Source organism: Mucilaginibacter sp., assembly GCF_041088075.1.
GTDB lineage: Bacteria > Bacteroidota > Bacteroidia > Sphingobacteriales > Sphingobacteriaceae > Mucilaginibacter_A.
In genome coordinates, this window is record NZ_JBGCVY010000037.1 from 62802 (window position 1) to 77603 (window position 14802).

Here is a 14802-nt window from a genome sequence, read left to right on the forward strand (position 1 = left end):
GTTTTTAAGTGTCCCTAAAATTCCACAATCTCTACTACAATCGCAACGAAAAATCACCCTAAACCATACCGTAAAAACACCCTATTTAAAAGGGTTATAGCGCGCTGCTATTTCGTGCGGTTGCTATGCAGTTTTGAGCCAGTCATTCACCAATAAAAACTCAAAACCGATGAACCTTTTACAAAACCTCCGCCACCGCGAAAACAACCGCCACAATTGGATTCAATTTGACGGGCAGGCCAAACGCTATCTCAACAAATTGCTGGTAAAAGAAGTATTGCAAATGCTGCCCGCCTTGCTGCTGTACAAACTAAGGCCGTATCAAAAACTGGGCTTTGCGCTGGTAATTGCTTTGCTTTTGATACTGTTTTTAGCCTATGAAAATGGGTATGCACAAACAGATTCTGCTGCAAACCGGAAAAACCTGGCTTACGAAAAGCATTACCCAAGAAACAATGTGCAAATCAACTTGTCATCATTGGCCTTAAAAAATTACAACTTTAGCTACGAGCGTTCTTTAAGCCGAAAAGTAACTTTTGTGGCCGGTTACCGCTACATGCCGCTCAGTACCATTGGCGATATTTCTTTGGTAAAAACAGTAGCCGAAAAATATCTGCAGAATCAGGATGAACTGAAAAACGACCTGTCCAACATCAGCACCGGCAATAAAACTTACACCGGCGAATTCCGTTTTTACGGCGGCAAACATCCGGGCGCGCGCGGCTTTTACCTCTCGTTGTATGGCCGCTACACCAACATGCAGGTCAATTACAATTATACTTATACAACGGCAAGCAATCAAAACTAAAAAATTCCGCTGCAAAGCAATTTAAAAGGTTACGGCGGCGGCGTGATGCTGGGCTCTAAGTTTTTAATTGCCAAACGGGTTACTTTTGACTGGTACATCATTGGCGGGCATTATGGCAAAATTTCGGGCGATGGAAACGGAACGGCCAACCTCAGCAATTTGTCCCCCAAAGATAAAAGCAATTTAAAATCACAATTAGAATCGGATTTTACCGTGCAAGATAAAAGCCTTGTAACCGCAACCATTGACAATGCCGGTGTAAAAGCCAAAGTTGATGGCCCTTTTATTGGCCTCCGTGGCTTGGGCTTTAATTTGGGCATTGCTTTTTAACCGGATGTGTATCAGGAAAAAAGCAGCCTTTTTGGTAATGCTTCTTTTACCGGCAAAAAAATGGTATGGCAACCGGAAACTAAATTTGTTCAATTTCAGTATATCTTACAAATAACTATAATGGATTTGCAATTGGAAATAGCTGCGCCAAAAGCCACAACAGCCTATGCAGGCTATACACTGTTTACAGGCAGCCTGGCCAAATTGGGTTTTAACGGTAAAACAATAATCAATACCTTAAACCAGTACTCTTTTTGCATGGCCGAAAGCGACCCGGAATTTAAGCAGGCTTTGCAACAATCGGACATTTTACTGCCCGACGGGGTTGCGATCGTGGCCGCCGCAAAACTGGCCACCGGCAATCCAATTCGCAAAATTTCGGGCTGGGATTTGCATGGGCATTTATTAACGCGCTTAAACAAGCAGGGCGGCCGTTGTTTTTACCTTGGTTCGTCGGCCCACACGTTGCAAAAAATACAGCGGCAGTTAAGTTTGGATTTCCCCAATATCAAAGCCGGTTTTTATTCGCCGCCCTTTAAACAGGAGTTTTCTGCGGAAGATAACGAACGGATGATTGAAGCCGTTAATAATTTTAAGCCTGACGTTTTGTTTATCGGCATGACCGCCCCAAAACAGGAAAAATGGGCCACCAAACACCAGCACCAGCTCAACGCATCCATTATTTGCACCATTGGCGCCGTGTTCGATTTTTATGCCGGTACCGTAAAACGCCCAAGCAAGTTCTGGATTATTTTAGGCTTAGAATGGTTTGGCCGCTTGCTAAACGAACCCAAACGCTTGTGGAAACGGTACTTGTACTACGGGCCGGTGTTTTTGTTTCTAATGATTAAATACCGGTTGCATTGGCAGCATAATTGAGTGTTTAATTTACAAGTTTTAATTTACAAGATAGCATCCGCCCGGATGCTTTTTTTATGCACCTAAAATTGGTGTTGCCTGGATTTGCTTTGCTGGTTTTGATCTCTTTGATACCGTAAAAACACTTTACAATTTAGGGTGATTGGACGGTGGGTTTGGTTTTTAATTGTGTGGAGATTTGAGGTATTCAATCACAAACAATTTAAAAAGTTAAAAAAATGAAAAAGTTAAAATTTGCATTCCCTATTTGTCTAATGGCTGTAATGCTATCCAGTTGTGCAACAATTTTTAGTGGAAAAACAAGTGCTTATCAAAAAACAAAACCTGCAAATGGTCAACCCAAAAGGCAAGTCCGTGTAGGGTATTTAGTTGCTGATGCGCTTTTATCAGGCCCAATTGGCGTAGCTATAGATTTTGTTACAGGTGCAATTTATAAACCAGAACCAAAAAAATAAGGGGTTTTCTTGTTGGGTTTATTACAGAAACAGGCTCATCTTTTTCTATAATAAAAAAATTAGGGGCAGACTGAAAATCCGAAGAAGGGTAGATAATTAAAAGTTTAAAAATGAAAAAGTATTCAAGAATAATTTATGCTTCGTTTAGTGTAATATTGACCTTCATTTGTCTTTTGGCAAGTTGTAAAAAAGATCCAAAAACAAAAAAGCAAACCCTTAGTACGATTGTTGGGACTTGTATCTTATGTCAGAACAATAGTTGTGCCGATCAAAAGAAGACAACAAATTGTGGCGATGCATTTGGCTTTATTGTAGCGAGCCCAACTGGTGGGCAACTAATCCAATTGCACGGTAAGTTTTCTGACAATACTGCGATCTTGTTAAGTTTGTTATGGAATGGCAACCCAACCCAAACTACGTTTACTTTAAACGAAGATAAGGTGGGGGTTGGAAACTGGGGTTATGTGTCCTACTTTCCAAAAGTTGGTGCAAGTTCTCAATACAGTACGATAAGTGGCGGAGCTGGAACAGCAACAGTAACTAATTACGATGCCGCAAATAACCGCATCAGTGGCACATTTTCTTTTAAGGGTAAGTATTTTGACGGTGCTGCTTTTAAAGATAGCTACCAAACTTTTTCAGGCTCATTTGCAGATATACCAATTATAGACCCGAATAACCCACAATTACCTTGTGGGGGCGGAAGCAGCGGCGGAATTTCGGGCGGAGGGACAGCCGGCGGCGGAAGCGGGACAAGTACATCTACAATTACTTATACCAATGCTTCTTTTACCAGTGTAAATATTACGGTAAACGGCCTGGCCAAAACGATTGCTGTCGGCAGTAGCGCACAATACACTGGCACACCTAATGCCGCAGCAACAGGTACGGCCACAACTTCGGGTAAAACATCTTCGGGTACAGTTGTGGGCAATACCATTTCCTGGACGCTTAGCAATACTTTTCCAGCATCCGGCAATGCTAACAGTACACTTAATGTTGGTGGAGATTTTTTCTTTCTAAAAGTTAAAAATACATCTTCAAAAACCATCAACAAGCTGTATGTAAATTATGGACTTGTAAGCCAGACTTTAGATAATGTTGTGATTGCAAACGATGGGCTGGTTTACAATTTAGGCTATTACAAGGCTTATACCAACAGCAATGTACGCGGCGAAAACGGCACAACATCCTGGAGTTGGAATACTTTGAGTTTGCCTTTTACGACTAACCAATCATTTACTGTACAAGCAAATTAGTTTATACTTTTAAAAAGGATACTATGAAAATTTTAACGTTTTATATGATGTTGATGGCAACCTCTGCAATATTAATTTCCTCTTGTTGCAATACTAATAAGTGCAATGTCAGCCCGGAAGGCGGTTTAAACCTTACAGTTGCACAAACTATAGAAGGCAGTTTTTCCGGAAGTGGCAAATACATGCCGGGCAGTATAAAATTAGGCACATACAATACATGTCAAGAACCTCCTTGGGTATTGTATCAAAAAAGCGGAAATGCAACTGCCATTGTATCGGTAGTTAATGATAGCACCGTAAACGTAAAACTAACAGGCAGTATCTACAGCAATAGTTTCAATAAAATTTATACAGTCAGGAAAAACGGCAATGTAATTTCATCAGCAGATAAAGTGGTTACTTATTACATCAGCACAAAATCTTTAAATGTTTTTTTAAGGGGAAGTTATATTGCTACATCAGGTTGCTTTACTGGTGCCAACTATTTTTATGCTTTTGAAGGACTTGTTGCTACACCGCCATACAAAACTTATATCTTCACGTCGTTAGAGGTATTTGAATTTACAGGAACGAAGTAACCTCTATTACCGCAACCGGTCCGCCGACCGTACCAGCTTCTCATCCCTATTAATCCCTCTTATCGCAAAAAAGATTAGCACAATCGCCAGCGAAGGTAAAATGATGCCCAAGCCATAATTCTCCGGTCGTAAAGTGATATTGCCCGCCACACCTTTCACCGTTTCGGCCGAGTAAAAGCTGAAGCCAATTAGCAAAACAATGGTGATGTAACAATAACTAATTTGCTTTTTGCGGTTTTTGTACAAAAAAATACCCGCTAAAGGAAGCAAAGCGGCCACAACGGTAGCCAGCGCCAACAAAATAAAGGAAGAAGTTATAGTCCGCACCCCGTTAATCACTTCGTAAATCCCGGTTACCATAATGTTATCGGCATGCCCGTTCAGGATCAGGTTGTTCACCATCGGGAAAAGGAACAGGGAAAACAGCACCAAACTGGCCGCCAGTAAATAAACACTTTGTATTCGTTGTATCATTTTTATCGTGCTAAAAGAAGCATGCGAAGATAAGGTTTTTGTAAAATAATTTTCGGCAGATGTTGCTTTTCAGCTTTTGTTACCTTTGTGGTAGTGGACGGAAAACAACGGTATTTTGCAGAATTGGCTTTTGATGGCACGCGTTATCACGGCTGGCAAACCCAGCAAAATGCAGTAAGTGTGCAGGAAGTTTTCGACAAAGCTTTGCAGATTTTATTGCGGCAACCTATAGAAACGGTTGGCTGCGGAAGAACTGACACTGGCGTACATGCGAAGCAGTTGTTTGCCCATTTTGAGGTGGAAAGTACAAAGTTTGAGGTGCGGGGAACGGACTATCAACCATCAACAATTAACCATCAACTTAAATCCTCTCTAAACGCCCTGCTTCCCAAAGATATCGCCGTTAAAAACATCATTCCGGTTGCTGCGGATGCACATGCCCGTTTTGATGCCACATTGCGCGCTTACGAATACCACATTCACTTCGGCAAAGATCCTTTTAAACAGAATTACAGTTGGCAATTGCGTGATTATCCGGATGTAGAATTGATGAACCAGGCCGCAAACATCATCAAAGAATACCATGATTTTAGTTGTTTCAGCAAAAGCAACACGCAAGTGAAGACCAATTTTTGCATGATAAAAGAAGCATGCTGGCTGGAAAAGGAAGACGGATTGATTTTCCATATTTCCGCCGATCGTTTTTTGCGGAATATGGTTCGCGCCATTGTTGGAACGTTGATTGCTGTCGGAAAAAAGGAAATAGAACCGGAAGCCGTGCGGGCAATCATCGAAAGTAAAAACAGAAGTAAGGCTGGTGTTTCTGTTCCGGCCTGCGGTTTATATTTAACCAAAGTTGTTTATCCATATATTGCTTCAACTTAAAACAATTTAACAAACTATAAATTCAAACTTACAACTTACAACTTACAACTTACAATGGCCGCAGTAACCGGAAAAGCACTCGATATCAAACTATTAGGCAGGGTAATGCAATACGTAAAACCCTACCGCACGCAGTTTGCATGGGCTGCTTTTTTAACGGTTTTGATGGCTGGTTTGTCGCCAATTCGTCCGTTTTTAATCCAAATTACGGTTGACAGGTACATCTTGAACGCTGATTTTAACGGCTTGGTAAAAATGTCGGTTTTGATGCTGCTGCTTTTGGTGGTGCAATCGGCCGTCCAATATTTTCAAACTTATTTAACCAATGCTTTGGGGCAATCGGTTATTTTGGATTTGCGGACGAATATTTTCAACCACATCACCAAACTCCGCCTAAAATATTTCGACCATACGCCGATTGGTGTTTTGATTACCCGCGCCGTTTCTGACCTGGAAACCATAGCCGATATTTTTTCGGAAGGCTTGATCTCCATCATCGGCGATATGCTGCAACTGATTGCGCTCATCGGCATAATGCTTTACACGGATTGGCGTTTAACGCTGGTAACTTTAATACCGATGCCGTTGCTGATTATGGCCACGTATTGGTTTAAAGAAGCCATCAAAACTTCATTCCAGGAAGTGCGAACGCAGGTTTCACAGCTAAACACGTTTTTGCAGGAACATATTTCGGGCATGAGCGTGATCCATTATTTCGCCCGCGAAGAACAGGAAATGCGCAAGTTTGTGGCCGTGAACGAGAAATACCGCGACGCCAACATCCGCTCCAACTGGTATTATTCCATCTTTTTTCCGGTGGTCGAAATTATTTCGGCGATGTCGCTTGGGTTGCTGGTTTGGTACGGTTCCACACGGATTTTGGCTGATCCTTTGCACGTTTCGGCGGGAACGATTACGGCTTTTATCTTATATATTAACATGGTTTTCAGGCCGATACGCGAATTGGCCGATAAATTCAACACGCTGCAAATGGGCATGGTTGGCGCTGATCGTATTTTTAAGGTTTTAGATACGGATGAAACAACCGTGAACAACGGCACGCTTGCGCCTGCAACTATCCGCGGCGAAATTGATTTTAACCACATCTGGTTTGCATACAATGATGAAAATTATGTGCTAAAAGATGTATCGTTCCACGTAAATCCAGGCGAAACGTTGGCTTTGGTTGGTGCAACCGGTGCCGGGAAATCATCTACCATTAACATTTTGAACCGTTTTTATGAGATCAGCAAAGGAACGGTCAAGGTGGATGGCATCAACATTCAGGATTACGAATTGGGGTTTTTGCGTTCGCAGATTGCAACCGTGATCCAGGATGTGTTTCTATTTTCGGATACGATTGCCAACAACATCAGCCTGAACAATCCGAACATCAGTCGCGAGAAAATAATTGCCGCGGCAAAAGAAGTAGGCGCGCACGATTTTATAGAACGTTTGCCCGGCGGTTACGATTACGAAGTGATGGAGCGTGGCTCTACGCTTTCGGCCGGACAGGCGCAACTGATTTCTTTTATCCGCGCTTTGGTTTACGACCCGAAAATTTTGGTTTTGGACGAAGCCACCGCTTCCATTGATACAGAAACGGAGGAACTGATCCAGGAAGCGATTTTTAAACTGATGAAAGGCCGCACTTCGGTGGTGATTGCGCACCGTTTGTCCACCATTCAAAACGCCAATAAAATTATTGTTTTAGACCATGGCGAGATCAAAGAAATGGGCACGCACCAGGAATTGCTCAAGCTGAACGGTTTTTATAAACGCCTTTATGATTTGCAGTTTAATTCGAGCGGGATTGCCAAGGTTGGGGAAGAATAAGTTATCAATTAAGTTGTAAAATTACTCGATAAAAGAAGTATCAGCCGTTTTCTAAATCATCAATAATTTGCGATAGTTCCGCAAAAGTTAAAACGTCTTCAAAGTTTTTTGCTTTTAATCCGCGGTACAATTTCATATCACCTGTCCAAAGTTTTGCTTTTAAGTAAATCGCTAAAGCAACAAATGGTGTATCTTTTGTATCTATGGATATTAAAAGTTTTTCGGTTTTTAATAACAATTGTGAAGGAAGTAAACGTTCATCAACAAAAGTGATTTTGTGCGTTAGGATTTCTTTCACTTCTGATAATTTTGATGGAGAAAGTTTGCTAAGCTTTATTAATTTATCATGATGCTTTTCTAATTCAATTTTCAAAAAACTGCAACTAAAAAGTTCCATATTTTTCCCACCATTTAAGATGAGTTTACCAATTTTACTACCAGAGTTTAATAAGGCACTAAAAACGAGGTTAGTATCAACAATTATCTTCACTTAATCAGTTTATCACGGTTTTCAGCCCACCAGTTTTTGTTGATTTCTGCAGCCATTTTATCAATTTCATCCTGCTTAACTTGTACATTAACAGTCAGTTCTTTATAACGGGCATAATTTAAAAAGTCTTGTAAATCTTCTACTTTAACAGCAGGTGATAATCTTACAATAACCTCGTTTTCTGTTCTTTCAACTATCATAATTAAATTATTTATTCGAAGATAATCAATTTTTGTGGTATCAATAAAAGCGGAACTTTTTGTGGAAAGCATCGTTTACTTCTCATGCAAACCAAAACATTTAACCAAACCGAAACCGACCGCATCATCGAAATGGCCTGGGAAGACCGCACGCCTTTTGAAGCCATCAACTTCCAATTCAACTTAAAAGAGCAGGAAACCATCGAACTGATGCGACGCGAACTGAAACCGCAAAGTTTTAAACGCTGGCGTAAACGCGTGCAAGGCCGCAGCACCAAACATTTGATGCTGCGGAGCGAAACGATGAACCGCTTTAAATGCGACCGGCAACGGCAAATTTCTGCCAATAAAATCAGTAAAAGGTAACAGTTGGCAAAGTGGGCAATGCTTCTTTTACCGGTGTTTTTTAGGTGAACGCTTGCCAGGTAGGCGCTTTGCCGCGTGAGGGATTGTAGCGGAAAGCCCACAGCGAGGCACGAGCGAGGACTTGGAGCGGAAAGCCCGACCCGCAGGGGCACGCCCAAATGAAAAAAAGTCCGGAAGTCGGGAAGACAGAAAGTCCGAAAGACCGAAAGTTGAGCGGAGAGCGGAAAAACCCGATTATCACGATCTCTCCTCCCGCTCCCCGCTCTTTTTCCCGCTCTCCGCTCCCTATCAAACCACACAGAATTTACACCGGTAAAAGAAGCATCACAAAAGATGAATACGATTATCTGCTTTTGCCAAAAAAAATTAGCTTTGCCTTTATTAAAGAAAACAACCATGAGCGTTCTCGTAAATAAAGATTCTAAAGTTATTGTCCAGGGTTTTACCGGCAATGAAGGTACTTACCATGCTTCCCAAATGATTGAATACGGAACGCAGGTTGTGGGCGGCGTAACACCGGGAAAAGGCGGGCAGCAGCATTTAGACCGTCCGGTTTTTAACACGGTAAAAGATGCAGTGGATAAAACCGGTGCCGATGTTTCGATAATTTTTGTGCCGCCTGCTTTTGCTGCCGATGCGATTATGGAAGCTGCCGAAGCGGGGATTAAAGTGATTGTATGTATTACGGAAGGTATCCCGACGAAGGATATGATTGAGGTGAAAGAATATTTGGTTGGAAGAAATTCGCGTTTGATCGGGCCGAACTGTCCGGGGATTATTACTGCAGACGAAGCTAAGATTGGCATTATGCCGGGCTTTATCTTTAAAAAAGGAAATGTGGGCGTGGTTTCCAAATCCGGAACATTAACTTACGAAGCGGTTGACCAAGTAGTGAAAGCTGGTTTGGGCATCACCACGGCGATTGGGATTGGTGGCGACCCAATCATCGGCACGCCAACCAAAGAAGCGGTTGAACTGCTGATGAACGACCCGGAAACGCATGGCATCATCATGATCGGTGAAATTGGCGGCGGCATGGAAGCTGAAGCTGCACGCTGGATCAAAGCAAACGGCACGAAACCAGTTGTTGGTTTTATTGCCGGACAAACTGCGCCTCCGGGACGCCGCATGGGCCACGCCGGTGCGATTGTTGGCGGCGCGGATGATACGGCTGCTGCCAAAATGAAAATTATGAGCGAATGCGGTATTCGTGTGGTGGAATCTCCGGCGGAAATTGGCGCGGCGATGGCGGAGGAATTGGCGAAATTAGGTTAAGGGTGGAAAGGTGAAAGGATAAAGGTTTGCCTTTTTAAAATAAAAAAATCCTGGCTGTATTGGCCGGGATTTTTTATTTGCTGTCATGCTTCTTTTACCACCTAAAAATTAGCCTTTTGGTTGAAAGAAAATTTCTCCCTACGGTTCGGAATAACAAAAAACCTGTTACGCTTCCTTGGGTTCGCTATCGTTTCCGGCTTCGGTTGCAGCAACTACAGCTTCCGGTTCTGCGTTAAACTCCGGCCGGTTTTTCAAGATCTCAAACCAACTGATGATTTTTTTGATGTCCGAAGCATAAACTTTTTCTTCGTCATGGTCTGGCGCTACTTCGCGGAAAAAAGCCCGCAACACTTTTCCATCTGCTTTTTTAGCATCCGGAGTGCTTTCCGCCGTTTTCATTCGCTCAAAAATATCGGTCAGCTTTAAATCTTCTTCTTCGCCAAAAACCGTAATTTCTTCCAAAGCAGCCAATTTTGCGGTGCTTAGGTTCACTACCAATTTCAATTTTTGCGCGTCTAAGCTTTCCAATATAAACCCGGTTTTGCTTTGTGCCATCGCGCGCCACAAGCCCGGTTTCCCGGAAACGGATACAATTCCCTGTAAATTCATTTTTTTGAGTTTTACGTTGTAAGTTTTAAGTAATAAGTTAGATCAAACGCAGCATAAAAGGTTTACGCCAAATACTTAAAACTTACCACTTAAAACCTATAACTTTTTCCTATCCTTCAATCACTTCTACGCTCGTAATTTTATCGCCCTGGCGGATTTGGTCTACCACATCTACATTGTCAATCACTTTTCCAAAAACGGTGTGGTTGCCGTCCAAGTGCGCCGTATTGGTACGGCTGTGGCAGATAAAAAACTGTGAACCACCGGTATTACGGCCGGCATGTGCCATCGAAAGTACGCCGCGGTCGTGGTATTGGTTGCCGCCGCTCAGCTCGCAATCAATTTTATAGCCCGGGCCGCCGCTGCCTGCACGAAAAGCCGTTGCCGGGTCTTTAGAAAGCGGGTCTCCTGTCTGCACCATGAAATTTGGGATCACGCGGTGAAAGGCTACGCCATCGTAAAAGCCTTCTTTTGCTAACTTTGTAAAATTGGCTACCGTATTCGGCGCATCCTGATCGTAGAATTCTACCGTCATGTCGCCTTTTTCTGTTTTGATAATTGCTTTGCTCATTTTTCGTTTAAGAAAGGCAAAGTTACAATTTTGGAGTTGATATTAAATTAAGAGTTATTTAGGATGAGGCTTTTTCGTACTGTTTTTATCACATTAATTTTAGGTTTAACCGGTTTTGTCCGGGCCGGTGCGGCTTCCATTTTAATTCCGATGGACGAAACGCAGCACGACCATTTAAAATCGTACGGCATTGCGTTTTGGGTTTTGAAGAATGGCGAAGAAGTTGATTGGCTGCTCAATTACCGCGGCGGCAGTTTTATGCTGAAGTACGACCAAAAAGCCGAAGCCGAATGCAAGGTGCGCGGTGTAAGCTACGAGGTTTTGGCCGATGCAAAAGTTACTTCGATCTTAACTGAAATTACCGATCCTTCCGCCAATATGGATTTGGTGAAATTAGAAAAAGCGCCAAAAATGGCCGTGTATTCGCCCAAAAGCAAGCTGCCCTGGGACGATGCCGTAACGCTTGTTTTAACGTATGCCGAAATCCCGTACACGGTTTTGTACGATGAGGAAATCATCAAAGGCGAACTGCCCAAATACGACTGGCTGCACCTGCACCACGAAGATTTTACCGGCCAATACAGCAAGTTTTACACGGCTTTTCATACGGCTTCGTGGTATATTGAAGACCAGCAGCGGCAGGAAGCGCTGGCTGCCAAATTAGGCTTTAAAAAAGTATCGCAAATGAAACTGGCCGTGGCGAAAAACATCCGTGATTTTTGTTCGGGCGGCGGTTTTTTATTCGCGATGTGTTCCGGAACCGACACTTTTGATATTGCTTTGGCTGCCGAAGGTACCGACATTTGCGAACGTATGTTTGACGGCGATGCAGCCGACCCGAACGCACAATCCAAACTTGATTTCAGCAAAACTTTTGCTTTTCAGAATTTTAAGCTGGACGAAAACCCTTATAGCCATAGCTTCAGCAACATTGATGTAACGGCTACCCGAACGGTAGAACGGCCGCAGGATTTTTTTACCTTGTTTGATTTTTCGGCCAAATGGGATGTCGTTCCTTCCATGCTCACCCAAAACCACGATAAAGTGATCAAAGGTTTTATGGGATTGACCACCGCTTTCCGCAAAGATTTGTTAAAGCCGGGCGTTTTGGTTTTGGGCGAATTGAAATCGGCCGGGGAAGCGCGCTACATTCACGGCGACTACGGCAAAGGCCAGTGGACGTTTTACGGCGGCCACGACCCGGAAGATTACCAGCACGCTATTGGCGACCCACCAACGGATTTAAAATTGCACCCCAATTCTCCGGGTTACCGTTTGATTTTGAATAACGTTTTATTTCCCGCAGCGAAAAAGAAAAAGCAGAAGACCTGATGCTGTTTTTATCGGTATAAAAACCCTACCACCTTTAAATTGATACTGATTTTATAGTGCTAAAAGAAGCATCAATATTTTCTGATTCAGAAGTTACGGCAAAAGCAATTCTTCAAAACTTAAATTATCTTCCCCCAGCAACAGTTGCCAAAATTTTTTGTTGAACGTTAAATGTTTTAAGCAAGGAACTTTATGGAAACGGCAGCCCACACCAACGTTCAGCAATTTCAATCGCAAGTAAAAGTTGCCGGTTTATTAATTGCGACCGGCATTGTTTTCGGCGACATTGGCACTTCCCCTTTATACACCTACACCGCTATTTTTGAACCCGGCGAAATCATCAACCCAACAAAAGCACTGGGCGTTTTGAGCTGCGTAATCTGGACGCTGACCTTGCAAACCACCATCAAATACATTTTGATTACTTTACAAGCCGACAACCACGGCGAAGGCGGGATTTTTTCGCTTTATGCCTTGATAAAACGTTATTATGGCAAATGGGCTGTGATCCTGGCCATTTTGGGCGGTTCGTTTTTGGTGGCCGATGGTATTATCACGCCGCCTATTTCGGTAGCATCGGCAATTGAAGGGCTTCGGTTATTTTATCCGCACATGGATACGATCCCGATCATCATTGCCATCCTGATCTTCCTCTTTGTGATCCAGCAATTTGGGACACAAAAAATAGGCAAAATATTTGGGCCGGTGATGGTGCTTTGGTTCAGTTTTATCGGTGTGATGGGTTTGCTGGCATTAAGCAAAAATTTTAGTGTGCTAAAAGCAGTAAACCCAATGTATGGCATTGACCTGTTGGTGCATTACCCAAAAGGTTTTTGGCTGCTTGGCGGCATATTTCTGTGCACTACCGGTGCCGAAGCTTTGTACAGCGATATGGGCCACGTAGGCCGAAACAACATCCGCGTAAGCTGGATTTTTATCCAAACCTCGCTCATCCTTTCGTATGCCGGGCAAACGGCCTGGCTTTTAAGCGCCGGCAAAGCAAACAGTTTAAGCCCTTTTTTTAACATTGTGCCTTTGCCTATTTATATTCCGGCCGTTGTGCTTTCCACTTTTGCAACCATTATTGCCAGCCAGGCGCTCATCAGCGGTTGCTTTACTTTGGCCAACGAAGCCATCCATTTGGGGCTTTGGCCGCGGCACAAAATCATTTTCCCCAGTGCCATCAAAGGGCAGTTGTACATCCCTTTTTTCAACTGGTCGTTAATGGTTGCCTGCATCGGCGTAGTGCTTTATTTTAAAGAATCAACCAAAATGGAAGCCGCTTTTGGGCTTTCGGTAACGCTGACCATGCTTTCCACCACTTTCCTGATCACACTTTACATGCTGTCGCGCAGGTGGTCTTTGGCGGCCATCATACCTACCACGCTCATGTTTTTAGTGGTTGAAAGTTCCTTTTTAATTGCCAACCTTAAAAAAATTGCCGAAGGCGGCTGGATCATGCTGCTGATGGGAAGTGCCATTGCCACCATTATGCTGATTTGGCGGCGCGGCAGGATCACGCAGAACAAATTGATCACGTACAGCGAATGGGAGCCGGAAAATTTGGAAAAACTGGTCGAACTCAGCCATAGCACCACCATTGATACCTATTCCACCCATCTTATTTACTTTACGTTTTCGTCGCAAAAAGGAAGGATCGAGAATAAAACCTTAAATTCCATCTTCACTTCGCCTTTAAAACGGGCCGATGTGTATTGGTTTTTTTATGTAAATATCACCGACGACCCTTACACTTTACAATACGAAGTGCATAAACTTTCCAAAAACGATGCTTATCATGTTACTTTTAGGCTGGGTTTCAGGGTTGAACCAAAATTGGATTTGTTTTTCAGAAAAATAGTGAAAGAACTGATGGAAACCGGAGAACTGAAACGCGATGACTGCGAGGAAATTAAGTTTGAAAGGAACCCGATCGGCGGCTACAAGTTTGTGGTAGTCAACTCCTATTTATCGTTTGACAACCAGTTGCCGTTTTGGCAAAACCTGTTCATCAACAGTTATTACAACCTCAAATCCGTGGGCGTGCGCGAAGATGTAAACTTTGGTTTAGACCCCAGCAATGTGGTTTTCGAAAAATACCCGCTGGTTTACACTTCTACCGATAAGGTTAAACTGCAAAGGGTTCAATAACCGCAGAAAGTTTATGGCCGATGCTTCTTTTACCACTATAAAATTGGTATTGGATATTTTTTGACAGATAACCGGACACCAATTTTATAGTGGTAAAAGAAGCATCGCAATTTAGCAATCATCCGATCTAAAATTACGTTCTCTATATTTTTAAAATTAAGTAGAAAAAGCAAAAATATAATGCTGTTTTTATCGGTCTAAATTTAAGACCTGTTTATAGTAGTTGGTTTTACTTACTGTTTAAATTTTTGTTTTTGATGATACCAAGCCATCATTTGGTTCCTTGCTTGTTCCTTTGTCGTTT

General features: G+C 42.8%; 18 protein-coding genes. 13 read left to right on the top strand and 5 right to left on the bottom strand.

Features of this window, described 5'->3' with window-relative positions; translation table 11 throughout:
- Positions 1-169 precede the first annotated feature (169 nt).
- The 6 genes from V5804_RS08655 to V5804_RS08680 all read left to right on the top strand — a co-directional run bounded on the left by V5804_RS08655 (position 170) and on the right by V5804_RS08680 (position 4309).
- Positions 170-808: a hypothetical protein gene (locus V5804_RS08655; protein WP_369590985.1), complete on the top strand. Its 639-nt coding sequence runs from the start codon at positions 170-172 to the stop codon at positions 806-808.
- A gap of 42 nt (positions 809-850) precedes the next feature.
- Positions 851-1138 (top strand): hypothetical protein, encoded by a 288-nt coding sequence (locus V5804_RS08660; protein ID WP_369590986.1) that lies wholly within the window; start codon positions 851-853, stop codon positions 1136-1138.
- A 120-nt stretch (positions 1139-1258) separates the two neighbouring features.
- Positions 1259-2017, top strand: a complete 759-nt coding sequence (locus V5804_RS08665) for a WecB/TagA/CpsF family glycosyltransferase (protein WP_369590987.1) — start codon at positions 1259-1261, stop codon at positions 2015-2017.
- Positions 2018-2235: 218 nt separating this feature from the next.
- Positions 2236-2472 (top strand): hypothetical protein, encoded by a 237-nt coding sequence (locus V5804_RS08670; protein WP_369590988.1) that lies wholly within the window; start codon positions 2236-2238, stop codon positions 2470-2472.
- A 377-nt stretch (positions 2473-2849) separates the two neighbouring features.
- A complete protein-coding gene (locus V5804_RS08675; protein WP_369590989.1) occupies positions 2850-3731 on the top strand; it encodes a hypothetical protein in 882 nt (293 codons plus the stop codon).
- 23 nt (positions 3732-3754) lie between these two features.
- On the top strand, positions 3755-4309 hold the full coding sequence (locus V5804_RS08680) for a hypothetical protein (RefSeq protein WP_369590990.1): 555 nt from the start codon (positions 3755-3757) through the stop codon (positions 4307-4309).
- A gap of 6 nt (positions 4310-4315) precedes the next feature.
- Here the strand turns inward: V5804_RS08680 and V5804_RS08685 are convergent, their stop codons facing one another.
- Entirely contained in the window at positions 4316-4783 is a 468-nt protein-coding gene (locus V5804_RS08685; RefSeq protein ID WP_369590991.1) for a DUF4293 domain-containing protein, read from the bottom strand.
- A gap of 93 nt (positions 4784-4876) precedes the next feature.
- On the opposite strand from V5804_RS08685, the gene truA reads away from it, so the two are divergent.
- Positions 4877-5668 carry a tRNA pseudouridine(38-40) synthase TruA gene (gene truA, locus V5804_RS08690; RefSeq protein WP_369590992.1) on the top strand — a complete coding sequence of 264 codons (792 nt, stop codon included), beginning with the start codon at positions 4877-4879 and terminating at the stop codon, positions 5666-5668.
- A 54-nt stretch (positions 5669-5722) separates the two neighbouring features.
- Positions 5723-7504 carry an ABC transporter ATP-binding protein gene (locus V5804_RS08695; protein ID WP_369590993.1) on the top strand — a complete coding sequence of 594 codons (1782 nt, stop codon included), beginning with the start codon at positions 5723-5725 and terminating at the stop codon, positions 7502-7504.
- 40 nt (positions 7505-7544) lie between these two features.
- Here the strand turns inward: V5804_RS08695 and V5804_RS08700 are convergent, their stop codons facing one another.
- On the bottom strand, positions 7545-7994 hold the full coding sequence (locus V5804_RS08700) for a PIN domain-containing protein (RefSeq protein WP_369590994.1): 450 nt from the start codon (positions 7992-7994) through the stop codon (positions 7545-7547).
- The gene (locus V5804_RS08705; protein WP_369590995.1) at positions 7991-8266 is read right to left on the bottom strand and encodes a hypothetical protein; all 276 of its coding nucleotides are present in this window, start codon (positions 8264-8266) and stop codon (positions 7991-7993) included. The genes V5804_RS08700 and V5804_RS08705 overlap by 4 nt, the downstream gene beginning before the upstream one ends.
- Positions 8267-8278: 12 nt before the next feature.
- On the opposite strand from V5804_RS08705, the gene V5804_RS08710 reads away from it, so the two are divergent.
- From V5804_RS08710 to sucD, 3 genes are all read left to right on the top strand, one after another.
- The gene (locus V5804_RS08710) at positions 8279-8560 is read left to right on the top strand and encodes a TIGR03643 family protein (RefSeq protein WP_369590996.1); all 282 of its coding nucleotides are present in this window, start codon (positions 8279-8281) and stop codon (positions 8558-8560) included.
- Positions 8561-8718: 158 nt separating this feature from the next.
- Positions 8719-8976 carry a hypothetical protein gene (locus tag V5804_RS08715; protein WP_369590997.1) on the top strand — a complete coding sequence of 86 codons (258 nt, stop codon included), beginning with the start codon at positions 8719-8721 and terminating at the stop codon, positions 8974-8976.
- Positions 8957-9835, top strand: a complete 879-nt coding sequence (gene sucD / locus V5804_RS08720) for a succinate--CoA ligase subunit alpha (protein ID WP_369590998.1) — start codon at positions 8957-8959, stop codon at positions 9833-9835. Before V5804_RS08715 ends, sucD begins: the two co-directional genes overlap by 20 nt.
- A gap of 165 nt (positions 9836-10000) precedes the next feature.
- On the opposite strand, the gene V5804_RS08725 is transcribed toward sucD, so the two are convergent.
- Both V5804_RS08725 and V5804_RS08730 read right to left on the bottom strand, forming a co-directional pair.
- Entirely contained in the window at positions 10001-10444 is a 444-nt protein-coding gene (locus V5804_RS08725) for a DUF5606 domain-containing protein (RefSeq protein WP_369590999.1), read from the bottom strand.
- A gap of 109 nt (positions 10445-10553) precedes the next feature.
- A complete protein-coding gene (locus tag V5804_RS08730) occupies positions 10554-11015 on the bottom strand; it encodes a peptidylprolyl isomerase (RefSeq protein WP_369591000.1) in 462 nt (153 codons plus the stop codon).
- A 63-nt stretch (positions 11016-11078) separates the two neighbouring features.
- Here V5804_RS08730 and V5804_RS08735 point away from each other — a divergent pair, with 63 nt between their 5' ends.
- On the top strand, positions 11079-12347 hold the full coding sequence (locus tag V5804_RS08735; RefSeq protein WP_369591001.1) for an asparagine synthetase B: 1269 nt from the start codon (positions 11079-11081) through the stop codon (positions 12345-12347).
- A 192-nt stretch (positions 12348-12539) separates the two neighbouring features.
- Positions 12540-14498 carry a KUP/HAK/KT family potassium transporter gene (locus V5804_RS08740; RefSeq protein WP_369591002.1) on the top strand — a complete coding sequence of 653 codons (1959 nt, stop codon included), beginning with the start codon at positions 12540-12542 and terminating at the stop codon, positions 14496-14498.
- The last annotated feature ends 304 nt before the right edge of the window (positions 14499-14802 follow it).